Annotated in this window: 15 protein-coding genes and 2 pseudogenes; 4 read left to right on the forward strand and 13 right to left on the reverse strand. The window is 37.8% G+C overall.

Going from position 1 to position 23,517, the window contains the following annotated elements:
- Window positions 1-109: 109 nt before the first annotated feature.
- A pseudogene (locus QP439_RS09135) lies at window positions 110-228 on the forward strand (IS630 family transposase); the annotation flags it as partial.
- Window positions 229-477: 249 nt separating this feature from the next.
- Here QP439_RS09135 and QP439_RS07595 read toward each other — a convergent pair.
- Entirely contained in the window at window positions 478-3,903 is a 3,426-nt protein-coding gene (locus tag QP439_RS07595) for a YSIRK-type signal peptide-containing protein (RefSeq protein WP_285389164.1), read from the reverse strand.
- Window positions 3,904-4,222: 319 nt separating this feature from the next.
- Between QP439_RS07595 and QP439_RS07600 the strand changes: the two are divergent.
- Window positions 4,223-4,321: pseudogene (locus QP439_RS07600) on the forward strand (helix-turn-helix domain-containing protein); the annotation flags it as partial.
- A 199-nt stretch (window positions 4,322-4,520) separates the two neighbouring features.
- Here the strand turns inward: QP439_RS07600 and QP439_RS07605 are convergent.
- Window positions 4,521-5,228: a glucosamine-6-phosphate deaminase gene (locus QP439_RS07605; protein ID WP_000864590.1), complete on the reverse strand. Its 708-nt coding sequence runs from the start codon at window positions 5,226-5,228 to the stop codon at window positions 4,521-4,523.
- A gap of 149 nt (window positions 5,229-5,377) precedes the next feature.
- On the opposite strand from QP439_RS07605, the gene queA reads away from it, so the two are divergent.
- On the forward strand, window positions 5,378-6,406 hold the full coding sequence (gene queA, locus QP439_RS07610; RefSeq protein WP_285389167.1) for a tRNA preQ1(34) S-adenosylmethionine ribosyltransferase-isomerase QueA: 1,029 nt from the start codon (window positions 5,378-5,380) through the stop codon (window positions 6,404-6,406).
- 76 nt (window positions 6,407-6,482) lie between these two features.
- Here queA and QP439_RS07615 read toward each other — a convergent pair whose 3' ends face one another.
- Genes QP439_RS07615 through mnmL form a run of 5 tightly spaced genes read right to left on the reverse strand, consistent with a single transcriptional unit; the run spans window position 6,483 to window position 11,181 of the window.
- A complete protein-coding gene (locus QP439_RS07615) occupies window positions 6,483-7,343 on the reverse strand; it encodes a YihY/virulence factor BrkB family protein (protein WP_000759508.1) in 861 nt (286 codons plus the stop codon).
- Between the two features lie 27 nt (window positions 7,344-7,370).
- Complete coding sequence (locus QP439_RS07620) at window positions 7,371-9,425, reverse strand: cation:proton antiporter (protein ID WP_285389169.1); 2,055 nt, start codon at window positions 9,423-9,425, stop codon at window positions 7,371-7,373.
- Between the two features lie 11 nt (window positions 9,426-9,436).
- Window positions 9,437-9,691, reverse strand: coding sequence for a hypothetical protein (locus tag QP439_RS07625; protein ID WP_000361085.1), 255 nt, complete (start codon window positions 9,689-9,691; stop codon window positions 9,437-9,439).
- Window positions 9,684-10,241 carry a tRNA 5-(aminomethyl)-2-thiouridylate-methyltransferase MnmM gene (gene mnmM, locus QP439_RS07630; RefSeq protein ID WP_285389173.1) on the reverse strand — a complete coding sequence of 186 codons (558 nt, stop codon included), beginning with the start codon at window positions 10,239-10,241 and terminating at the stop codon, window positions 9,684-9,686. The genes QP439_RS07625 and mnmM overlap by 8 nt, the downstream gene beginning before the upstream one ends.
- Window positions 10,225-11,181, reverse strand: a complete 957-nt coding sequence (mnmL, locus tag QP439_RS07635) for a tRNA modification radical SAM protein MnmL/YtqA (protein ID WP_023946280.1) — start codon at window positions 11,179-11,181, stop codon at window positions 10,225-10,227. The genes mnmM and mnmL overlap by 17 nt, the downstream gene beginning before the upstream one ends.
- 91 nt (window positions 11,182-11,272) lie before the next feature.
- Between mnmL and QP439_RS07640 the strand changes: the two genes are divergently transcribed.
- Window positions 11,273-11,632 carry a DUF3397 family protein gene (locus QP439_RS07640; protein WP_000367214.1) on the forward strand — a complete coding sequence of 120 codons (360 nt, stop codon included), beginning with the start codon at window positions 11,273-11,275 and terminating at the stop codon, window positions 11,630-11,632.
- A 184-nt stretch (window positions 11,633-11,816) separates the two neighbouring features.
- Here QP439_RS07640 and QP439_RS07645 read toward each other — a convergent pair whose 3' ends face one another.
- The 6 genes from QP439_RS07645 to QP439_RS07670 all read right to left on the reverse strand — a co-directional run bounded on the left by QP439_RS07645 (window position 11,817) and on the right by QP439_RS07670 (window position 23,327).
- Window positions 11,817-12,125, reverse strand: coding sequence for a hypothetical protein (locus QP439_RS07645; protein ID WP_254754248.1), 309 nt, complete (start codon window positions 12,123-12,125; stop codon window positions 11,817-11,819).
- A 286-nt stretch (window positions 12,126-12,411) separates the two neighbouring features.
- Window positions 12,412-18,981, reverse strand: coding sequence for a S8 family peptidase (locus QP439_RS07650; protein ID WP_285389176.1), 6,570 nt, complete (start codon window positions 18,979-18,981; stop codon window positions 12,412-12,414).
- Window positions 18,982-19,568: 587 nt separating this feature from the next.
- Complete coding sequence (locus QP439_RS07655; protein ID WP_000760750.1) at window positions 19,569-20,354, reverse strand: ABC transporter permease; 786 nt, start codon at window positions 20,352-20,354, stop codon at window positions 19,569-19,571.
- 1 nt (window position 20,355) lies between these two features.
- Window positions 20,356-21,174, reverse strand: a complete 819-nt coding sequence (locus QP439_RS07660) for an ABC transporter permease (RefSeq protein ID WP_000594194.1) — start codon at window positions 21,172-21,174, stop codon at window positions 20,356-20,358.
- Window position 21,175: 1 nt separating this feature from the next.
- Window positions 21,176-22,168: an ABC transporter ATP-binding protein gene (locus QP439_RS07665; protein WP_285389179.1), complete on the reverse strand. Its 993-nt coding sequence runs from the start codon at window positions 22,166-22,168 to the stop codon at window positions 21,176-21,178.
- A gap of 277 nt (window positions 22,169-22,445) precedes the next feature.
- Window positions 22,446-23,327 (reverse strand): class II fructose-bisphosphate aldolase, encoded by an 882-nt coding sequence (locus QP439_RS07670; protein ID WP_023946263.1) that lies wholly within the window; start codon window positions 23,325-23,327, stop codon window positions 22,446-22,448.
- Window positions 23,328-23,517: the final 190 nt, after the last annotated feature.

The raw sequence follows: 23,517 nt of genomic DNA on the forward strand, positions 1-23,517 counted from the left end.
CCACTGGTTTTTACGATTTTTATCAGACTAACTTCCACTTGGATTAACGGTGGAAGTTAGTTTGGGAATTTAGCATTTTTTCTTCCATTTATATAAGAGTTGAAAGCGCTTAGCGCCTGTTTATATTGATGAAACAGGATTCAGTACTTATTTTTATCGAGAATATGGTCACTCATTAAAGGGATAGATCATATGTCTAAAAGAAGATATCAGAGGATTTCTTTGGTTGTAGCGCCTTCCTACTAGGAGAATTCTTATGAGAGGTACTTGTTTAAGCTTTGAAAATCGGACTTATACTCTTCGAAAATCTCTTCAAACCACGTCAGCTTCGCCTTGCCGTAGGTATATGTTACTGACTTCGTCAGTTCTATCTGTAACCTCAAAACACTGTTTTGAGTAGCCTGTGGCTAGCTTCCTAGTTTGCTATTTGATTTTCATTGAGTATTATCATCTGATGTTTATCAAACAATCTACCAATTAAGCTTCTTCGTCTTCTTTACGACGACGGCCTGCAAGACCAAGACCAAGTAATGCACTTGCGGCTGCTGCTACCATAGCTACAGTAGAATCTGCTGTACCTGTATTTGGTAATTCTTTAGCTGCTTTACGCGCATTTGCTTGTGCTGATGCTGTTTGACTAGCATTAGCTGGAGCTACAGCTGGTGTTTGGGCAGCTTGGTCATTAGCTGGCGTTGCATGATCAGTTGATGGAGAAACTTTCGCCATGAAGTCTTCGATACGTTTAACCATTGCATCCACTTCTGCTTGACTTGCATCTGCATTGGCAAATACTTTCTTAGCATCTGCTAATAAGTCATTCGCTTCTTTTGCAGTTTCTGCATCAAGCTTAGCTGATTCTTTGATGATCAATTCATCTAATTGACGAATAGCACCTTCTAACTTCGCTTTATCCACTTTTGCGTCAGTGTTAGTTGATCCGTTATTTCTGCCATAATCTGGAAGAGAAGTTTCTGGTTTAGACTCCCCACTTTGTGAAGCAACAACTCTAACCGGTACTTTTACAGTTATTTCTTTTCCATCTGCTAATCTTAACATTACTTTAGCAAACTTGTCACCTAATGTATTTGTATCCGGTAAATCTATGCTAATGACCGTAATACTCTCTGGTAAGTTTAGTTTAGCAATGATATCAGCTTGATGAATTGCTTTTCCACGTTCAACTGTTACTACTCCAGTAATAGATGATTGAATGAATGCTTCAAGGTCAAAAGATGGTCGTTCATAAACTAATGAATCTTGATCCATTTGGTATAGGAATGTACGTAAAGCTTTATCTAGTTCAGCTTCAGTTGTCGCTTTATCAATGGCATCTGTTGCATCTGTTGCTTCTTTAGCTACTTTGACTTTTTCTTCTGCCTTTTGTTCTGGCGTGAAGCTTGTACTAGCTTCAATAGCATCCGTCGCTGTTTTAGCAGCATCAGCAATTTCTTTTTTAGCAGCTTCTCTGTCAAGATCCTTTAACAATTCTACAGCTTTATCTAATTCTGCTTTTACTGCATCTACTTTTGCTTGTGCTGCTGTAACTTCTTCTTTAGTCGCATTATTTTCTTTTGCTAAAACTTTTTCAGCTTCAGTTTTTGCCGCTTCTAACTCTGTTGCTAGTTGAGCATATTTTTCATTATAGGCAGTAATACTATCTTGAGTTTTACCTTCTGTACTTGCTTTTGTTAGTTTTCCAGCATCTGCTTCTAATTTTGTTTTTTGCTCTTCTGTTGCTTTATCTACTAATTCAGCTCTTGCTATTTTTAATTCTGCTAATTTTTCATTTAATTCACTTGCAATAGTAGCTACTACATCTGGATCCGGATTATCTTGATTTAATATTTTTTGTGCCTCTGTTTGAGCATTGATTGCTTCTGTTTTTGCAAAATCATAAGAGGTTATAGAAGTTAGTGTCTTACCGATTCTTGGATCTGGATTTTCATTTATTAAATTTAATAATTTAGTATTTGCAGTATCTAATTTTGATTTATCAGTTCTTAACGCTTGTTGAGCCGCTAACACAGTCGTTACGATATCTTTATAGTCTTGAGTTTTCTTTAAATCTCCTGTCAATAATTTATTAACATTTTCTAATTGTGTTCTATAGTCATTGATAGTTGCTTCTGTTTTTCCTTTGGTATCTTTTTCTTCTGTTTCTTTTAACTTATTGTAAACTCTTTGTAAAAGTGCTTTAGCAACCCTACTTGTATCTTGCTCAAGAGTAAACCCTAGTCCTGAAATAGGTAAGGCATATTGCTTCCATGGAACTTGATATCCCATTCCTAGATTTGCATTATCTCCCGGGCTTATACGAACAGTGTACTCCGTAACATTAGGTTCCAAGACTATTCCTTTACTTGTAAATGTTCCCGTACTAGTACCCAATCTTCTTTTATTAGGATCTTGTTCTAATTTTTCATTTAATGTTTCTCTAGTAGGTAGTGAAGCCCTATTCGTATCGAAATATTGATCTCTTCCAATGATAGGTGCAACTACTTTTTTAGTTTCATCCTCTCTATTTTCATTAGGGCTAAATATTTGATCGTATATTGTTCTAGTAGTACCGGACTCATCTTTTGCGAATACTTCTACTCTATATTTTGCTTTCTTACCATCAATATCTCCTGTAAATCCTGTTTTAAAAGAAACAATAACATCAGATCCAGTAGACTTAGAATAAGCTTTGAATGTTTTTTCAATCCCTTTAAATTTAGCAAGCCCTATTCCTTTATTCGCGTAATGCCTTTCTGCCACATATACACTGCCATCATCTACAGCTTCTTCTTCAGTAGCTTTTGTTCTAACCTCTGCTAAAAATAAGGCATAATCTTTAGAACGATCAAAAGTACTCTCATTTAACCATGTCCGATACGGTCCATTCTGAACCAATACTGTGTTTACAGTTTCAATAGGAAATACTCCTTTGTCTGTTCTTCTTGCAATAGCAAAGACTCCTCCACTAGTGGCTTTCCAACCACCGAACTCATTAATATCTTTAACTTCTCCAGGAGCTATCTTTTGTAGTGCACCAACTTCGTTAATAGAAGTTATCTTTGTTTCATTAGTTATTTTTGTTGGTAAATTTATTAAACTATTCGCAACTTCTTTAAGATTGGCACTATCTCCCGGCAATGTATACGTTTGATTCGCATCTGGATCAGTATCTGTCGTTGTCCCATCTGTTCGGAATGGGTTGTTTCTGTCTAGGGCTTGTCCATTACGTGGATCATGTTGTCCTGAGTTTGCGATAGAGTTGGTTCCTGTAGCTTTATCAGTAGTGCTTGCTTTCTTACCGACAGTCGCTTTTCCTTCTGTGGTATCTAGTTTAGGACTTTCCACTTGCGCTTTAGGCTTATTACGTAAACCGCTGCTAGCTGTCATAAGAAGTTTTCTGTAAGCTTTTGTTAACTCGTCTTGACTTTTGGCTGTTGTTAGGGCAAGTTTTGCTAATTCTAAATGTTCTTTAAGGGTTGCGACACTTTCATCTGTCTTAGTCGCATAGCTACCTGAGGCTAATTTAGCATCAATTTCTGCTACGTAATCTTCCAGCTGTTTTTTATCCAGATCAGGTGTAGCTTTTTCTTCTGCTTCTTCTGTTACTGAAGCAGGAGATGATACTACTGGCGCTGGAGTCGCAGTAGTAGATGTTTCTTCTTGACCTTTCGGAGCAGTAGTCTCACTGCTACCAGAATTTCCATCCAACTGATTGACTACTGGAGTCGCCCCGTAGGTTCCATTCTGGACATCTGGGTCTTTCAGTGGCGAGCCTTGTCTTCCCTCATTAGTTGGAGTTACACCTTGCTCTGTGGCAGACACTGTCCCATTTCCTGGAAACATGAACAAGGCTGCTACTGCAACACTAGCAGCACCAAAACTAACCTTACGAATCGAAAACCGCAAGCGCTTTTCTCTATCTTCATTACCTTTATAAAACATATATCATTTTGCTCCTTTTCCGATAATTATCGGTTAATATACAATGGAAGGACAAATAAAAAGCCCCCCCTAAAATATTTATGCATATTTTAGACTGACTTAACTCATTATACTCCTTTTCATTTTATAAATCAAACATTGTGAACTTAGCTTGATATGATACGGTTTATGCATAACTTCTCAAAGTAACTTCCACTTACCTAACCGAAGTGGAAATTAGTCTAAAACGGATTTTTATGGTGGAATTAAGTCTGAGACGTTTGAGTTAGAAATGAGGTCTACTATGACAAAACATAAACACCTTACCCTTTCAGACCGCAATGATATCCAATTGGGCTTAGAGCGCGGTGAAACCTTCAAAGCTATCGGGCAACTTATTCTAATCATTTTGCTTACAAAAGCGATGAAATCAAGCATGATTAAAACCAGTGGAACTTACCCTGACACGGATTTCCACTGGTTTTTAGGATTTTTATCAGACTAACTTCCACTTGGATTAGCGGTGGAACTTAGTTTGGGAATTTACCATTTTTTCTTCCATTTATACAAGAGTTGAAAGCGTTCAATAGAACATTGCTTTTTTATTTTTCGAGTAAGCTAAGCGCTTCAGCATCTGCGATGATGGTTACATCAGAGTGATTTTGGAGGCTACTTGCAGGTAGGTTCTCAGTCACTGGGCCAGATACTGTTCCGGCAATGGCTTCTGCTTTCGACTCACCGTAAGCAAAGAGAATAATAGACTTGGCATCCAAAATGTTTTTAATCCCCATTGAAATAGCTTGGGTTGGGACGTCTTCAATCTTGTCAAAGAAGCGCGCATTGGCTTCAATAGTAGACTGGTCCAGTTCAACTAGATGCGTTTGACTGTCAAAAGGAGTACCAGGTTCATTAAATCCAATATGTCCATTGCGACCAATTCCCAAGATTTGTAAATCAACAGGATGGTCAGCCAAAATTTGATTGTAGCGTTCAACTTCAGCTTCAGCATGATCCTTAACACCACGAGGCAAAAAACTTTCTTTAAATGGTTTTTGGTTGAACAAGTTTTCTTGCATGAAGTAACGATAAGACTGTGGGTTGTCCCCATCTAGCCCTACATACTCATCAAGGTTGACACTGGTTAGATTTGAAAAATCAAGGTCACTCTCAACAATTTCCTTGTAAAATTCAAGTGGGCTGCTTCCTGTCGCAAGTCCTAGGGTTTGAGCTCCATTGGCCAATTTTTCCTTCAAAATCTCAAAAGCAACTTTTCCACCTTCGATTTGGTTTTCAACTTTAATAACTTTCATCTTTTCATCCTCCATTTCTGTCTATATTTATTATATGGTATAGACCAATTTTTGTCAAGTGAAAACGATTTATTTTCTAAAAAAGAGCGACTATACTTGAAACATGTTATAATGGATAGGATTAGAACTTAGAAAGAATGAACCGATATATGAATACAGCTGATTTTGATTTCCACTTACCCGAGGAATTGATTGCCCAAACGCCCCTTGAAAAACGTGATGCCTCTAAACTCCTCATTGTCAACCGTGAGACGGGAGAAATGCAGGACAAACACTTCCACTCTATTATTGATATGCTTGAACCTGGTGATGCCCTTGTCATGAACGACACCCGCGTTCTCCCTGCCCGACTCTATGGTCAAAAGGAAGAAACTGGAGGTCATGTGGAACTTCTCCTACTCAAAAACACTGCTGGAGATGAGTGGGAGGTTCTGGCTAAACCTGCCAAACGCCTCAAGGTCGGTACTCGTGTCAGCTTTGGTGATGGCCGTCTCAGCGCTGTCGTTACGGAAGAATTGACTCACGGGGGTCGCATTGTCCGCTTTGAATACCAAGGAATTTTCCTAGAAGTCTTGGAAAGTCTGGGAGAAATGCCGCTACCGCCTTATATCCATGAAAAATTGGATGACCGTGAACGCTATCAAACGGTCTACGCTAAAGAAAGTGGCTCTGCTGCAGCACCGACTGCTGGTCTTCACTTCACCAAAGAACTGCTGGCAGAAATCCAAGCTAAGGGTGTTCATCTAGTCTATCTAACTCTTCATGTCGGACTCGGAACATTTAGACCTGTCTCTGTGGACAATTTGGACGAACACGAAATGCACTCAGAATTCTACCAACTTTCTGAGGAAGCTGCTGCCACCCTTCGCTCTGTTAAGGAAAATGGTGGTCGCGTCATCGCTGTCGGAACCACTTCTATCCGCACCTTGGAGACTATTGGTTCCAAGTTTGAGGGGCAAATCCAAGCAGATTCTGGCTGGACCAATATCTTTATCAAACCTGGCTATAAATGGCAGGTCGTGGATGCCTTCTCAACCAACTTCCACCTGCCAAAATCAACTCTGGTTATGTTGGTTTCTGCCTTTGCAGGCCGTGAATTAGTCTTAGATGCCTACCACCATGCCATTCAAGAACACTACCGCTTCTTTAGTTTTGGCGATGCCATGTTTATCTATTAATTTTCATAATCAAAAAAGCGCATATTATCAAGGTTTTATAAAGCCTGATAGTATGCGTTTTGTAGTGGATAAGGAATTAGTCTTTTCTAAAGCTCGGATCTTTCAAACTCTGGACACTGGCATTGATAACCGCACCGACAATTAAAATCTTAGCGATAAGAATAAACCAAAACATCATGACCACCACGACGACGGAACTGAAAAAGCGCACGTCCACTAGGTGATTGACATAATTGTTGACATAGACTGAAAATATATTGAGCAGTAAGACCAGGGTCAACAAGACAAAGATACTACCTGGCAACACATAGCGAATCCGTCGTACCTTAACATTGGGCAGGAAATAGTAGAGCACGACCAAGATTGCAAAAATCAAGGCATAGACCAAGGGGCCTGTTAGATCTTGCAGATAATCAAAGAGAGGACTATCCGATTTCCAGTAGCTTTTGATAAGGTTGAGAAGCATGCGACCAAAGACACTGAGAAAGAGAGCTAAGGCAAAAAGGATTTGCAAGCCAAAACTGACTAGTAAACTCATCAATTGCTGGTAAATTAAACCTCTACTCTTAGCTACTCCGTAAGCTTTATTAAAGGCTTTCTGTAGGAAATTCATGGATTTTGAAAAGGTCCATAGGGCTGACAAAACCGCAAAACTCAATAAGCCCGTTGAAGGTTGGGTCAGCACTTCTGTAATAATCTTTGCCACCACATCATACATGGTATCGGGCAAAAATTCATTGACAACCTTTAAAAAATTGGAAACTGGAATCTGAAAATAAGGGAGGATATTGACCACCACCAAAAGTAGGGGAAATATCGAGATCAACCAATAGTAGGCTACTGCGACACTGGTCAACTCACTATCTGATGCTTGATAATAATGCAAAAAGGCTTTTAATAAAGGCTTGTCTATCAGCTCTTTCCACCACTTTTTCATGTCACACTCCTTCACTTATAATCTTGATTAATTTCTTCTTACCAATTCCATCATATCATAAGGTAGGGTATTGGCAGCTTCCTTCAAGGAATAGTTCTCTAAGTTATTGACATTTTGTCGTAACTTCTTAGCATATTTGGTCGTAATTAACCGTTTTTCTTCATATTCAAAAATCAACTTGCGCTCTAGGTAATAGCCTCTCAGCATTTCATCAATATTATTAGGTTTAACACGATTGATAACCCGTTCGACAAAGGCACCACTGGTGATAATAGCAGTTTCTCGGAGACGAGAATCCTGCATGAAACTGATTAAAGAACTCTTATAAACCCCTTTAAGGTTTTCCAAACTTTCGATAATTATCTCTGTATTTTCTAGATAGAGCTCTGCAATTTGGTCATAGTCAAGGGCTCTGAGTTTCTGTGATTCTTCATTTTTCCAACTGCGGAAAGTCTTGCCAAGAGTAAAGGCTTCATGAAGGAGAAAACGTAAAATCCGCAAGGAAACAAGGAAATAATAGGTCAATCGTGAAGCAAACTTGCGATTGATACTTTGTTCCATGCTTTTCAAATAACGTTGGTAAACTCGATAAGCACGTTCACTCATCTTTCCTTCTTCGTAGGCTTGTTCTAAACCATCACTTTCAATACTGAGGATAAGAAGCTTCAAGGCCTCCCAGTCTTCTTGAGCCCCCTTATTTTCTTGACTCAGGATCAGATTTTCAATACGTCCATGATAATTATCAATAGCCGCATAGAGAGGAAGTTTATTTCTGGTGTCCTCCAACTCTTTTTCCAACTCTAGAGTTACTTCATTCAAAATAGCGATATGCATGAGATGGTCCTTGCTTTCTTCCTGTTTATCAGAAAGATGAGGCAAGACCAAGAGACCGGTTAAAAAGCTTACAAGCATCACACCTGCGACAAAGAAAAGCAAGAGAGGATATTCCTGTTCTAAATCACTTGGTATCAGAAGAATCGTAGCAATCGACACTGTTCCCTTGACACCTGAGAAGGTCAAAAGAAGCATGTCCTTTATATACTTATTTAACTTTTTCTTGAGACGTCTGGTTCTATAAGCATAGTATCCATAGATCATGACAAAACGAATGGCAAAGAGTACAAAGGTAAGGGCGATAAGAGATCCCAGCAAGAGAAGGGGATTATAGATTGGATTGGTCAAGATAGGTTCTGCTATCATTTCCAGCTCCATCCCTAAAATCACAAAGACAGAACCGTTGAGCATAAAGTTCACTGTATGCCAGACCGTCTCGGTCACCGTATCCACTTGGGCTTCGAGGAGCGTAATTTTCTTAAAACGGCTTGCCTTTAAAATCCCAGCAACTACAACGGCAATAATCCCTGAAACGTGGACTTCTTCTGCCAGGAAGAAGGTTACCAAGGGCAAACTCAATTCTAATAAAAGTTCGCTGGCAATATCCGTTGCGCGTACACTCAGCAAGAAACTATGAAGGAAACGGTTGGTCATGGCTGTTAAAAATCCAATTAAAAAACCGCCTAGGATTGAAAAGATGAGCGAACTACTAGCTTGCCCAAGGGAAAAGGCTCCAGTTGTCCAAGCTGTCAAGGCCACCTGAAAGGCAACCAATCCAGAAGCATCATTCAAGAGTCCTTCACCTTTAAGAATATTGGAAACGCGCTTAGGAAAGCTAAAGCGCTCCGAAAGAGAGGCAAAGGCCACCAAGTCCGTAGGGCCAAGGGCTGCCCCAACAGCCAAGCAAGCCGCCAAGGGAAGGCTGAACCAAAGAAGGTGGGCCAAGGCACCCAAACTCAGGGTCGAGATGAAAATCACTGGAAATATGAGATAAACAATGATTCGCCAGTGTTTTAAAATAGCCGTAATATCTGCTTCCTCCGACTCTCGGAAAAGCAAGGGCCCGATAACCAGAGCCAAAAACAACTCCGTATTGAGGTGAAAGTCGGTATTGGGTAAAAAGAGACCAATCACAATTCCCAACAGAATTTGCACCAAAGGAAGAGGCAAAAAGGGCAGGAGCTTATTGGTTGTACTTGAGACAATCAAAACCAGTAAAAATAGGATTAAGTAAATCAGTAATTCCACGCACATCCTCCTTAATCTTTTTTACAGCAGGATTCAAATATCTCCTTCTGCTCTTTGATTTTTTGGTCAATCTTGGAACAGTCTTTGTGTTCAATTTTTCTCTGGCACCGTTCCATCTCAAGAGCAACTAATTTTTTCTTGATTTTAAGCATTTTTTTGCTCATATGCGCTTGGTCTAGTACTCCCACCGCTCGTTCGTGGTGGGTTGATTCAACAAAATTCTGGCGCATAGCATCCAGCTTTTCACGTAGGTATTGTTTATCCATGTCTATATCTCTCTAATTTTTCAATCATCACTAAAAATGGTGGGTTGTTGACTTGATTCAGGGTTCGGTAAATGACAGCTGTGTACTCTTGTTGGCTCAACTGGCTAACAAAATCCAAGACAGCATCTTTCTCGAGGTCGCCTCCTTCATGCCCATAGTAGATCATGATAGCAATTCGTCCACCTTTGACAAGTAAGCCACACAGCTTTTCTAATGCTTCAATCGTTGTCTGAGGTCTGGTGATGACAGACTTGTCAGCTGACGGTAGATAGCCCAGATTAAAAATCCCTGCCTTGGCTTCTGTCACAAACTGGTCCAGTGTCTCATGACCTTGCAAGATTAACTGGGCATTTGTCATTCCAGCCTGGTCCAAACGCTCTTGCGTCTTTTCCAAGGCTTGCTCCTGAATATCAAAAGCATAGACTTTCTGGGCTAGCTTGGCTAGAAAAAGCGTGTCATGACCATTTCCCATGGTCGCATCCACTACGATATCATCCTGAGTTACAACCTCAGCCAAAAAATCATGTGCCATCTCAAGTGGTCTTTTCATTTTCAAACTCCTGTTTTACAGCCTTGCACCCCTGAACGCTTCCACGACGTCGCATCTCCATCTCAATGCTGTTGAGGACTTCCCATTTATTGAGACTCCACATAGGCCCAATCAGCATATCCCTAGGTGCATCTCCTGTAATTCGATGAATGACGATATGTTTGGGAATGATTTCCAGTTGGTCACAGATGACCTTAACATATTCGTCCTGGCTCATCAATTGCAAACGTCCCTCGTGGTAATCTCGTTGCATACGTGTATTGGTCATAAGGTGAAGCAAATGCAGTTTAATCCCTTGAATATCATTGTCCGTGACACAGCGGCGGACATTTTCAATCATCATCTCATGGGTTTCACCAGGAAGTCCATTGATCAGATGGGAAACAATCTCAATTTTTGGATACTTTCTCAAACGCTTGACCGTTTCCACGTACAATTCATAGGAGTGGGCACGATTAATCAGGTCAGAGGTTGTTTCATAAGTGGTCTGCAAGCCCAATTCAACCGTCACATGCATTCGCTCCGATAACTCAGCCAAATATTCGATGGTTTCGTCTGGTAAACAGTCTGGACGCGTTCCAATATTGATTCCTACTACACCTGGCTCGTTGATAGCCTGTTCATAACGTTCTCGAATCACTTCCACCTTTTCATGGGTATTGGTAAAATTTTGAAAATAGACCAGATACTTCTGCACATCCGGCCACTTACGGTGCATAAAGTCAATTTCCTTATAAAATTGCTCACGGATAGGTGCGTCCGGTGCTACGATAGCATCTCCAGAACCTGAAACCGTACAAAAAGTACAGCCTCCATGAGCCACAGTCCCATCACGATTGGGACAGTCAAACCCCGCATCAATAGGGACTTTAAAGGTCTTTTCTCCAAAGAGTTTTCGATAATAATCATTCAAGGTATTATAAGATTTCATAACTTTCATTATAACAAAAATCACCCACAATCTCAAAAGCCTGACTTTCCTATAAATTCCTCTGTTTCTCGTTTCCATTAGCGATTTTTTATGATACAATATGGATATGATTTTAATGAAATTAGCATCTATTTTATTATTGATACTGACTTTAGTAGTCTGCATTATCATAACCAAACTTTTTAGATTAAAAAAACTAGGACGAAACTTTGCGGATTTGGCTTTTCCAGTCTTGGTATTTGAGTATTACCTAATCACAGCTAAAACCTTTACCCATAATTTCCTCCCTAGACTAGGCCTAGCCCTCTCACTCCTAGCCATTATTCTCGTTTTTTTCTTCCTTCTGAAAAAACGCAGCTTTTACTATCCTAAATTCATCAAATTCTTCTGGCGTGCAGGATTCTTAGTGACCCTTGTCATGTATATCGAGATGATTGTTGAATTGATGGCTCAGAAATAAAAAACTAAATCGAAAACACCTCAATCAAACTAAATACAGTGATTGAAGTGTTTTTTCTTTATATCTTTTTTAATAATTCTTATACTCAATGAAAATCAAAAAGAAAACTAGGAAGCTAGCCACAGACAGTACTCGAGTACGGCAAGGCGAAGCTGACTTAGTTTGAAGAGATTTTCGAAGAGTATTATTTTCCTTCTTTATCAGGAAAGATAAATCCAATACCAATGCAAGCTAGAACACCTGCTCCAATTACCAAACCACTTGAAATTGGCAAAAGTTCCAAAATTGCATTGGCAATAATAAAGGCAATAATCAAACACATCAGACTAGCCTTGTAGTCTTTTTTCAAAAGATTCTCTAGAGTGAAAAAGAGGAACAAGCCTACTGGAATCAATGACCAAAGGTTAACATTCAAACTTGGCCATCCAACAGAAGCAAAATACAATACTATCGCTGCTGCTACTAAAAATACAATCCCCAATAATTTTTTCATTTTGATCTCCAATTTCTTTTTTAGGAACTTGAGTTGTCTAATACTGCCCCCCTCACGTCCTTTACACAAATCATTATAGCAGAGCCCAGTTTCAAGAACAAGCTCTGTTGCCTATCTGGTCTCTATCTCGGTCTAAGTGGTTGAATAGTTAAGATAAAATAAGGAAACAGGGGAAAACTATCTTCCAAATAAAAAGGAATTAAGCAACCAAACGCTACTTAATTCCTTAAAATTATCTCATCTCAGTACATAAACCATTTTTTCATCTATAGCTTTTGTCTTCATCTTAATCTTTTTTCTTCAATCCAAGAAATACACCTACAGTAAACATTATTCCAGCAATGAATGGTGTAAAACCTTCTCTAACTGTTCCGGTTTTTGGCAATCTATCAGAATTGTTAGTATCCGATTTACTATCGATATTGGTATGTTTATTAGCTATAGTCTCTGGTTCATTAAGATAAACTTCCTTCTTATTTTCAAAGTTTTTATCATTTTTATCAGGAACTGTAGCTGTAACATCCTTAGTTGAATCAGATCTTTGACTTTCATCTAATTGACTATAATTTACTTGTACAGGAACTGTAGTTTTGACATCTTTAGTCGAATCAGATTTTTGTGAATGATTTGCTCTTTGTAAGTCCTCTTTTCTATGACTTTGATTTAATTGGCTATGGCTTACCTGTTTGTTATCTTTCTTTTTCGATTCATCAAAAGTAGGTTTATTTTCCTCCTCCTTTTTCTCCTCTATTTTCTTGAATAGAGGTTTTATAAGGGTATCTTTTGACACATTAATAACATAACCTGCATCTTTTTTCCCTTCGACACCAGAAATTTCCCAGCCATCAAATTGATAGCCTTTTTCTAATTCACCCTTATAGACAGGTAAAATGAAATCTTCTTCCGACACTATCGTTGAACTCATTTCTTTTCCATTTTGAATGGTCACAGTTACCATCTGAGGTTTTAGTTCGCTCACCTCTCCCGTATCTTTGTTTAAAATGAATTCTTTTACAGTTGTATTTCTTGCAAAATCTTTTACAAGAATCTTAATGTTTAGTGTCTTATCTGTTAGTTGTTTAATATCATCAAATGATTTGTATTCTTTTCCATTTACATAAATATGTTTGTCTTGAATCTCACCATCGAATCCATTATTTCTTTTATCATTGATGTTAAAGACTACAGATTTTCCATCAGCATATTCAATACTAGTATTTCCCTTAGGATCAATGTTTACTTCTGGTTTAACATTATCATATAAAAATTGATAGTGTACTCCAACCGCTTTCGCATTCAAATCGCTATAGCCAGTTTGAAGATAAACATTTCCATCCATATCTGTTACCTTATCTGGGAATCCGTTTGCTTTATAGTCTTTCATTCCCCAGTCCATGATGTCACCGTCTTTAACATTAAGCTTAATGTTAAAATCTCTAGTGTTATCAATGTGTAAATCTCCGTAGATTAAATAATTATCTACAACCGATTCATTAACTCTCAACTCCCAGTTAAAACCACCCTTATCAGAAATCTTACCTCTTAAATAAAATTCTGGATTTCGTACATAAATTTTATTAGATTTAGATGGATTAAAGTAGTTCTTGTCCATTGAAAGGTTTACTGGTTTTGCATCAATAAATAACGTAGAACCATCTTCTTTTATAGCTTCTATATTGGATTTATCCTCCCCAGTGTACTCTTTACCATCCTTACCAAATAATACAAGTTTAGAAGGATCTGTTACAAGATTTCCATCTTTATCGATTGCCTCCCCTTTATCATTCATTTTAAAGGTAAACACTTGATATCTTACAATGTTAAAGCCGTCCAAAGCCGACATTAATACAGCTTGAGTACTTCTTCCATCTTCAACATTTCTACTATCAGTATAAATTATTTTTTCTGAAAGGACTCTTAGATTAGGATTGGTCTTTTGTATTTTTGCTATATCTTCCTTGCTATAGACTCCATTTCCTTCTAACATATCCGTTTTTCCAGGATTATAGGTAGTCACTTTTAGTGCATAGCCTTTTCTTAGAATGATGTTGTCTTTTAACAGATATTGTTGTTTTTCTGAATCAGAATAGATTTTACCAGATTCCATTTCCGTTAAATTGTTTGGTTTGTTTTTTGAAAGATCTCCTTCTCCTAATTCTATTACATTCCCATAACTTGATGCATACGGATATTCTGCTTTAGTTTCCTTATTTTTATCAGGCATTCTAATTTTAGTTTCAGCTTTTATCTGATCATCATCTTTAACAAAGAATCTCATATCTCCTGCAAAAGCTAATCCATCCACAATATCATTAATATTAGCGTATAAATCAAATGTCATCGTTTTTGAGTGGGAATCATACTTAGTCGTTTTGATTTCTATAGATTTATAGTTATTGCCATAATATACCTTGGCATTTTTAGAAACATTACTGATTTTTCCAAGAATTTCAAAGTGTCCATCTTTAGACGGGCTTAGAACACCATAAATTTTTGATTTGATTTCGTCAAGTTTTTCAGTTTCATATTCTAAGGCGCTACCATCGTCATAAGCAATGATATTTCCCTTATCATCGTATTTATAATCGTATTCCTCTGTTCTCTTACCAGTTTCACTTGTAAAGTCATCAACTTCTCTAAATTTCTTTTTAATGAGTTTCTTTAAGTCTTTGCTTTCAAAATCTCTAATTGTTGAAATAGTTTTATGAATAGTCAAGCTAGATTTTTCTTCGATAGACTCTTCATTGTCTTGATGATTTTCTTCCTCAGTTGTATCTTTTTTAAGACTATCCTCTTTTCTATTTTCTAAATTTTTAAATTTAGATTCGGCAATCTCGCCAAGCTTTTGGTAGTTAGATGAATCTTGATCAGGATCTACTAGATAGTAGGAAATCATCCCCTTTTCATCAGCATGATTAGCAAATTTAATTCTATGAATCTTTGTGAAATTGCTAGAGCCATCTAATGCAATGACTTCAATGATTTTTCCTCTTAAATCTCCTGCACCATTAATTTCATAAATGGTATTTCCGTCTTTGTCAAGTTTTCTATTTCTTCCTTGACCCTCACCTGCATAAGTTACTTCAAGATTTTTCTCAACCTCTCCATCTTCATTAACAAGAGCGGCGCCAGCATACCAAACTTCGTTTGCAATCTCGTCAAATTTTTCAGGATGTTCTTTTTGATCTCTCGCAAATAGCGTTTCATTCTTATACTGATCTTTTACCTTATGATAAGTATCCTTTGTAATCAACTTAATTTTTTCAGGATTTGAAAAATCAACCGAAACAATCTTAGGGGCTGTGTTATCAATTTTTACAGGAATATAGGAAACCTGCCATGGATAATCTTTAGTTAATCTATATTTAAATTTATAGAAATATTGACCTTCCGCAATCGGTTCAAATTGACCTCTTATCTTAGTAGCAGGATCTTGGTTATCCTTACTTTCTGGTGCATTTTCTTCTCGACCTCTAGGGTTATAGATGAGTCCATCCCACTTCAAATCACCCCAAACTTTTAGTTTAGAAGATTTGATTCCCTTTGCATCATTTCTCTTAGAGTTTAAAATTCCTTTAATAAAGTGTTCTCTCGAAATGACTTTTAAGTCTATTTGATTTTCTCCCTCTTTATTTGTATTTACTATTGAAATCATTCCTTCTTCTGCACTTCTTAATACAAGTGGAGAAGGTGTTAATCCTCTCTCAAGTTGAGCATCTTGAGGATTTCCATTTGAATCTAAAGGATAAATTTTAGCAATGTTAGAACCACTTGATGATGGTGCGTTGATCCCTTCGTTATTGAAAGCAAATAATTCTGGATTTTGATCTAGAGATGTTGTATTTTTATCTTTTCTATTTTGTATAACTCCTGCTGGGTTAAATTTATCTATACCATGTTCTCCACCAATTCCCTTATTTAAGGTTCCTGGAATTTTTGGTTTACCATCATCATCATAACCTTCCATTGTTTTTGATTTTGATCCTTCTTCCCAGGCCCATTTATCAAGGATTGGTTCTTTATTCCAATCCCCAGCAAATCCCATTAGAGGCATCGATAAAGAAGGTTGGAAATTTGTTTTCTTCCCGTTGGAGTTTAGAGCTTCCATTTCTTCCACTGACTCAAAATGAATAAATGATTCTACAAATTTATTTTTATTTTTAGCCTCTCCAACGTTTATAACCGCATTTAAATCAAAGCTAGAGTTTGGGCTTATAGTGAAAGTGTCATGCTCAAATGTGATATTTGCTCCTTTGATTTTTTCTGGGTGAATTTCTGGAACAATTTGCTTCCCATCTGGGGATTTTTCGTCTTTATATGTTTCATCCAGTTTTAGTCTATCAGTTAGAGAATCTGTAGTTATAGCTGATGCTGAAACTTTAAAGGTCAAAGGTCTGTTTGATGTATTGTGAAGCTTAATTGTAAAGTATTTTTTATCTCCTTTTATTTCTTTAAGAGAAATAGAACCATAAGAGTTTACCAAACCTTTAGAATCCTTGTTTTTGAAAGTCGCTACGACTTCATTTCTCAAAGCATTGGCCACATTAATTAGACCTGCTCCCTGCTGTCTAGGTGATGCAAAGTATTGGCTTTTTTCTTTCCAAGAAGTCGCATCCATCATAGGTCTTGCAGTATTTTGTAGGGCTATTTTTGTAAGACTCGTAAGGTCTATTTTGTCATCTCCCTCAAGATTTTTCAATACAGGTCTTTCAAGCATTTCCTTTAACTTTGGTCTGATCAAAACAGTAGAAGCTGCCACGATTGGAGTTGCCATACTAGTTCCTGACATATAGCCATAAGTTGATTTCCCATTAATGACATTGAGAGTGGATTTAATATTTTTACCTGGCGCTGAGACATCAGGCTTTAAAAGCAAATCTGTTCTCGGTCCCCAAGATGTAGATCCTGCTGGAACTATGACATCTTCTTTATACAATTCTTTGTCTGTGTCAGGTGCAAACTTAAAGTCAATCTCTTTTTCGTCACCTACATTCGGTTTATTAGAATTATAGCTTGCCATATCGATTGGATAGTATTGCTCCAATTTATCTTTGAAATCTTCCTTATTATTTCTTTTAACTTCAGTTTTTTTATCAGGACTAATCATGTTCCATAGCTTTACACCATCATCTCCTGAAATTGAAAATACTTGACTAGTAGTTCCTTCATCCTCCTCATATCCCATAGCTGGAAGCTCTGTCCAATTATCTCTATTGTAGTAATTGACAGTATTTACAACCATAATGCCACGTGCGCCCTTATCCGTAGCTCTTTTAAAAGCATCTTTTAAATCCTTGGTATAAATTCTATCCATTACTGCAATTTTGCCCTTAAGATCCAATCCTATCAAATCTTGATCTTGACCTTTGCCTATATATACAAATTTCAATTTATCAGGAGCTTTTGAACCATCTTCATTTGTTGTGATTTTATTCTTATCGAAAAAGGCCCCTATATTTCTGTATTTAAAACTTTCTCCACCTATGTTGACTTTATCAAACTCAACTGTTTGATTTTTAGCAGATGCGACCGCTATCGCATCTTCATGTGCTGCAGTTCGCGTTACATTTCCAGTGTCGGTCATTTTCAGATTATTATTTGCTACTAAATCCCATGAAGAACTTGAAGCAGAAGTCGCATAGTTACCCGTAGCTACAACCATTGGAATGCCTGCTTTTCTTAACGCTCTAATAGCTTCCCAATATTTCTCACCTACAAGACCTGTTCCTGTAAAACCAGATGATACCGAAACAACATCAACGTTGTGTTTGATGGAATCTTCAATAGCATGAAACATTGTTTCATCTCCTGCGAAGCCAGATCCTGCGTCAGAGTACATTTTATAAGAGAAGATCTGTGCATTAGGAGCAATTCCATCTATTCCGTTAAAGTTTTTAATATCTTTTTCAGTATCATTTCCCGCAAGAATCCCTGCAATATGCATCCCATGTGGATCAAAATAATCGCTTCCATCATCAGCTTTTTCTACAGTAATTTTACCACCATTATAATAATTGAAAGCATGAGGGATTTTATCACTCAACCAGAAATTTTTATCAGTACCTTTTAAGTCTTCTTTTTTGAATCTCATTGAGCCTTTAGCATCATCATCAATCCTCATGGCCTTATGCCTATAATCTGTCCCGGTATCGATATTTGAAATGACCATACCCCGACCATCAAAATTTTTACCAAATGGAGCATTGATAGACTTTAGGTAATCAATTGCCTCTTCAACTCCAATTTCCTTTCTAGCATGATTCATCATTGGTTGGACTTTTTGTGATCGTTCAATCGATGAAATACCTTCTATTAGTTTAATTTTGTCCAGATTATCTGGAGTTGTTTCTATTGCAACACCATTAAAAACCGTATCATAAGTATATAAAACTTTTGTATCCTTAAGATTTGATAATTCCTTGATTGCTTTTTCTCCAGATTCTTTATCTTTAAATTCAGCAATATAGACAAGTTTATCCTCTTTTTTGGGACTTTCTGGGTCTTTCCTTGCAGACGAGTCCGCTTTATCTTCTTGGGATTGATTGGAATTTTCTTCTTTGATTTTTTCTTCATTGCTAGTTTTGTTATCTATCACAGATTCTTTACTAACAACTTCTTTTTCCTCAATAACCGTTGTTTTCTTCTCTTCAATATCCTTTGAAGTTTCTATAGCATTATGAATATTTTCATCTCTCTCTTTATTCTCTGTTTCCTTCTCTACTACTACTTTTTCTTTATCAGAGATATTTAAAGTATCTTCAGAACTAGGTGTATCTGCTAGGATTACCTCATTAGGGACATATGCTGCTAAAATAACTGCAGCTGTGGTTAATGACAATACTGTACTTTTTTTCATTTTAATTCCTTACATATTTATTTAACTTCCAATAGATAGAAAACTTTAACTTTGCTAGCCTTTGTTATAAAAAGTTTTACTAAGTATCATCTAGGAAATAGAGTAGTACATTTATATATAATTGTTAGCTCTCTGAAAAATAGTATATCAATTAAAAAAATTTAAGTCAAGAAAAATTAACATGCATTAATTTTTTTTTTAACACACATTAAAAATATAGAGTCAAAAACTTTCGTAGTTAGCTGGGGTACATTATCAGAACATTCACACCATCAAAAATAGTAGCAATCAAATTAAAGCACTAGCAACATCACAAAGTCAAATATCATTGATGAAATATCAGCGCTATTAAACAATATAAATAACCGCTAAGAATAAGACTTAACGGTTATCTTCTACATATCTAACTTTTCAAATCCTCAGTCATATGTTCACCTGTGACCTAGACTTTACGACTCTCTTGCTCTACCAACTGAGCTAAATCGGCGATTACACATACAGTATAGCACTCTGAGAATAGGTGTCAAGAAATTTTCATCTCTATTAAAAAAAGCCTGTCCTGAGACAAGGCTTTGATAACATCTATGCTAAGAACCCGCACTTTCGTAGGCATCTAAACCCCTATCCCAAAGTTTAAGGGAAATGACAAAGAAGACAAGGGAAATCAACATCAAACCTCCGATGTTAAAGAACACATCCTTGTCCTGTAAGAAATAGCTAGCAGGATAATAGGCCGTAAAGGCAAATGGCACGATAAAGCTAATCAACCATCGAAGGAGCGAATTGTAAATCGAAATCGGGTACTTGGCAAAGTCATTGAACATATAGAAGATGTAAATCATTGCTCCTGACTGCTTGGTCCAAAAAGCGATACTGGCAGTCGCTATTTTCAAGGAAGTATAGATCAAGGTCGCAAAAGGAATACAGACTAGGAAAATCAGGAATTTTGAAAGAGTCCAAGTAATGCTAGTCACCGTTGTCGCTAGTAAGATTCCACCGACCAAAAGTTCACCCAAGGCATCAATCTGAAAGGTCTCAACGAGGATGTGAAAGAGAGGATTGATAGGACGAGTCAGATACTTGTCAAACTCCCCTTTTCGAACTAGTCGTTGACCTAAAGCCCAGAGATTGTCAAAAAAGAGATGATCTAATCCCTTTGGAATTAAGGAAAATCCATAGATAAAGGCAATCTCTTGAAAGGTCCAACCTTCTAGCGAAGGGATGTGTTGAAAGAGTACATTAAGAAACAAGAGATTCAAGCCTTGAGTCAGAAATACTCCCAGAACACCAACTACAAAATCCACCTTGTATTCCATGATTTGCTTGATGTATTGTCTGATAAAAATCAGATGCATGCGTTGATATTTTTTCATACTAACCTCCTTGAATGGTAATAAAGGACTGGACTCGTTTCCAAATCAACTGAGACAAGCCCACCATCACTAAGAGCCAGAAAAACTGCAAAGCGAGCGCCTGAAGAATCTGATTGGTATCGTATTTCCCAACGATAATCATGACCGGAGTGTAAATCAAGGATGAAAAAGGCAGGAAGGACAGAATATCTGAAACAACCTTTGGAAAGAAAGCCAAGGGAATCAAACTTCCAGACATAAAGGCCACTATGGAAGTCTTGAGTAGATTGGAACCCCAAAGATTTTTAAATACAAAGGCAGAAAAACCAAAGCAGATATTAAAGAAAAAGTTGATCAGGTAGGCTAGCGTTAAGCTAAAAAGATAAAGGACAGTTAATCCCAGCACTTCTACCATCCCTTGCCCAGATAAGATTTTCATTAACACGATGACACTTAAAAATGGAAGGCCAACAGAAATAAAAATCAACCACTTGGACCCAAGCTCAGTAAAGAGGTAAGAAGCCGCAAAATGCACTGGTCTCAACAAGCGCATGATAATAGAGCCATCCTTGACCTCCTCCCCAATCATAAAGGACGAATCGGATCTAGTCAGAAGATTGGTCACAAAACTCATAATGATGTAGAGGGTGATATCTGCCATACTAAAGCCCTGAATCAAGGACTCTTGCGAAGAATCAAAGACAGCCTTCCAGAGATAAAAAGCCACAAAAGCACCCATGACATCGCCGATCCGATAGAGAATAAAGTTGACTCGATAGGTAATCAATTCCTGAACACCTGCATTGATAAAGGGTTTATAACGTCTCCACAATTTGATCATCTTAGAGCTCCTTTCGATAGAAGCGGCGGATAATATCTTCAATATCCGTATCCACCATCTTCAAATCGCGGATTTCAAAATCAGATAGGGTTTGCTTGATAATATCAGCTGATTGGTAGCGAGAACTATCGAATTCAATGTTGAGGCTATTCCCCTGTCTATCAATAATCATATCAGGTAGACCTTCATAGTGAGAAACGAGATGACTTTGACCTGGTAGCAGTTCAAAGGAAAGCGTCTTCATCTTGCCAAAGGTTTCCTTGAGCTGACTAACCGTTCCATCAAAAATCTCCTGCCCCTTGTCAATCATAAAAATCCGATCACAAAGTTGCTCAATGTCGCTCAGGTCGTGAGTGGTCAAGAGAATGGTTGTTTTTTCCTCTTGATTGATCTGAGTAATAGCTCGACGAATATTATCCTTGACCGAAACGTCCAAACCAATGGTCGGCTCATCTAAAAAGAGTACCTTGGGATTGTGAAGCAAGGAAGCTGCAATATCCGCCCGCATCCGTTGTCCCAGCGAAAGAGTTCTCACGGGATCCTTGATAAATTCCTTCAAATCCAAGACTTCATTCAAAAAATCCATGCGCTTATGGAAGAGCGAATCTGGCACATCGTAAATCTCTTTCAAGACCGTGTAGGTCTCTTGTAGCGCCAAATCCCACCATAGCTGGGTACGTTGCCCAAAGACCACTCCAATATCCTTGACATAGTCTTGACGATCGTCCTGGGGAATCTTGCCATTAATCCGACAAAAACCAGATGTCGGTTTCAAAATCCCAGTCAGCATTTTAATGGTTGTCGACTTCCCTGCACCATTTGCCCCAATGAAGCCTAAAATCTGCCCCTTGGGAACCTCAAAAGTCAAATCCTTGACCGCTTCAAAGGTCTGCTTTTCAGGATGAATAAAGGAGCGAAACGCCCCCTTCAATCCCGGTTCCTTAACAGTCTTCACAAAATTTTTCTGAAGATGTTCCACTTCTATCATTGCCATAAATCTCTCCCTAGCGCAAGGAATAGCAACATTGTATTTTTGACTACAAATATTCTAAAGCCTTACTTTCTACACCTTTTATTATTACAGAATGCTTTATACCAACCTATTATAGTCCAATAAAAACTAGAATGCAAGCGTTTGCCTAAAGTTTATGAAATTGAAAATTTTTCTCTTAAAATGGTATTTTTAGATCAAAATTCTAGCTTAATAGTCTCCTTAAAATACACAAAAAACCCACCCAATGGGCAGGTTTCATCTATATTGTTAAGCTAGATTATGCTTTACCTTCTGAACCGAATACGTCGATACGTTCTTCAACTGATGCTTGGATAGCTTTTACACCGTCAGCCAAGAATTTACGTGGGTCGAAGAGTTTTTTCTTGTCGTATTCTGCTTCGTTTGCTTCGTAGTCACGAGCAAATTTACGAGTTGCGTTAGCGAATGCGATTTGGCATTCAGTGTTAACATTAACTTTCGCAACACCAAGTTTGATAGCTGCTTGGATTTGCTCATCAGGAATACCTGATCCACCGTGCAATACGATTGGGAATCCTGGTACAGCTTCAGTCAATTTTTGCAAGTGGTCAAGGTGAAGACCTTTCCAGTTTGCTGGGTAAGGACCGTGGATGTTACCGATACCAGCTGCCAAGAAGTCGATACCAGTTTCAACCATTGCTTTAGCGTCTTCGATTGGAGCCAATTCACCATCACCGATGATTCCGTCTTCTTCACCACCGATAGTACCAACTTCAGCTTCTACTGATACACCATTTGCATGTGCAAATTCTACAACTTTACGAGCTTTTTCAAGGTTTTCTTCAACTGGAAGGTGTGAACCGTCAAACATAACTGAAGTATAACCAACTCGAATACACTCAAGTGCATCTTCGTAGTGACCGTGGTCAAGGTGGATAGCTACTGGTACAGTGATACCCATTGATTCAACAAGGTTAGCGATCAAGTTGCGAGCAACTTTGTAACCACCCATGTATTTAGCAGCACCCATTGAAGTTTGGATCAAAACTGGAGCTTTTTTAGCTTCTGCTGCACGCAAGATAGCTTGAGTCCACTCAAGGTTGTTTGTGTTAAATCCACCAACTGCATAACCATTGTCACGAGCTGCTTGGACAAATTTTTCTGCTGAAACGATTGCCATTTTATCAGGCCTCCTGTATATTTTTATGGGTCATCCCATTTACATTGTTCATTTTATCACTTTTTGACAAAAAAATCTAGTTTTTCCCGTAGTTTCCATTGAATTTCTTCTAGCGGTAACTTCTCAAAGTAACTTCCACTTGCCTGACCAAAGTGGAAATTAGTCTAAAACGGATTTTTATGGTGGAATT

It is taken from the genome of Streptococcus sp. UMB1203, assembly GCF_030217725.1.
Lineage (GTDB): Bacteria > Bacillota > Bacilli > Lactobacillales > Streptococcaceae > Streptococcus.

What these genes read in the sequence shown, in the direction of transcription:
- QP439_RS07605 (WP_000864590.1), bottom strand. Translation starts at nt 5,228, where the DNA reads ATGAAAGTTATTAAAGTTGAAAACCAAATCGAAGGTGGAAAAGTTGCT.
- queA (WP_285389167.1), top strand. Translation starts at nt 5,378, where the DNA reads ATGAATACAGCTGATTTTGATTTCCACTTACCCGAGGAATTGATTGCC.
- QP439_RS07615 (WP_000759508.1), bottom strand. Translation starts at nt 7,343, where the DNA reads ATGAAAAAGTGGTGGAAAGAGCTGATAGACAAGCCTTTATTAAAAGCC.
- QP439_RS07625 (WP_000361085.1), bottom strand. Translation starts at nt 9,691, where the DNA reads ATGGATAAACAATACCTACGTGAAAAGCTGGATGCTATGCGCCAGAAT.
- mnmM (WP_285389173.1), bottom strand. Translation starts at nt 10,241, where the DNA reads ATGAAAAGACCACTTGAGATGGCACATGATTTTTTGGCTGAGGTTGTA.
- mnmL (WP_023946280.1), bottom strand. Translation starts at nt 11,181, where the DNA reads ATGAAAGTTATGAAATCTTATAATACCTTGAATGATTATTATCGAAAA.
- QP439_RS07640 (WP_000367214.1), top strand. Translation starts at nt 11,273, where the DNA reads ATGGATATGATTTTAATGAAATTAGCATCTATTTTATTATTGATACTG.
- QP439_RS07645 (WP_254754248.1), bottom strand. Translation starts at nt 12,125, where the DNA reads ATGAAAAAATTATTGGGGATTGTATTTTTAGTAGCAGCAGCGATAGTA.
- QP439_RS07650 (WP_285389176.1), bottom strand. Translation starts at nt 18,981, where the DNA reads ATGAAAAAAAGTACAGTATTGTCATTAACCACAGCTGCAGTTATTTTA.
- QP439_RS07655 (WP_000760750.1), bottom strand. Translation starts at nt 20,354, where the DNA reads ATGAAAAAATATCAACGCATGCATCTGATTTTTATCAGACAATACATC.
- QP439_RS07660 (WP_000594194.1), bottom strand. Translation starts at nt 21,174, where the DNA reads ATGATCAAATTGTGGAGACGTTATAAACCCTTTATCAATGCAGGTGTT.
- QP439_RS07665 (WP_285389179.1), bottom strand. Translation starts at nt 22,168, where the DNA reads ATGGCAATGATAGAAGTGGAACATCTTCAGAAAAATTTTGTGAAGACT.
- QP439_RS07670 (WP_023946263.1), bottom strand. Translation starts at nt 23,327, where the DNA reads ATGGCAATCGTTTCAGCAGAAAAATTTGTCCAAGCAGCTCGTGACAAT.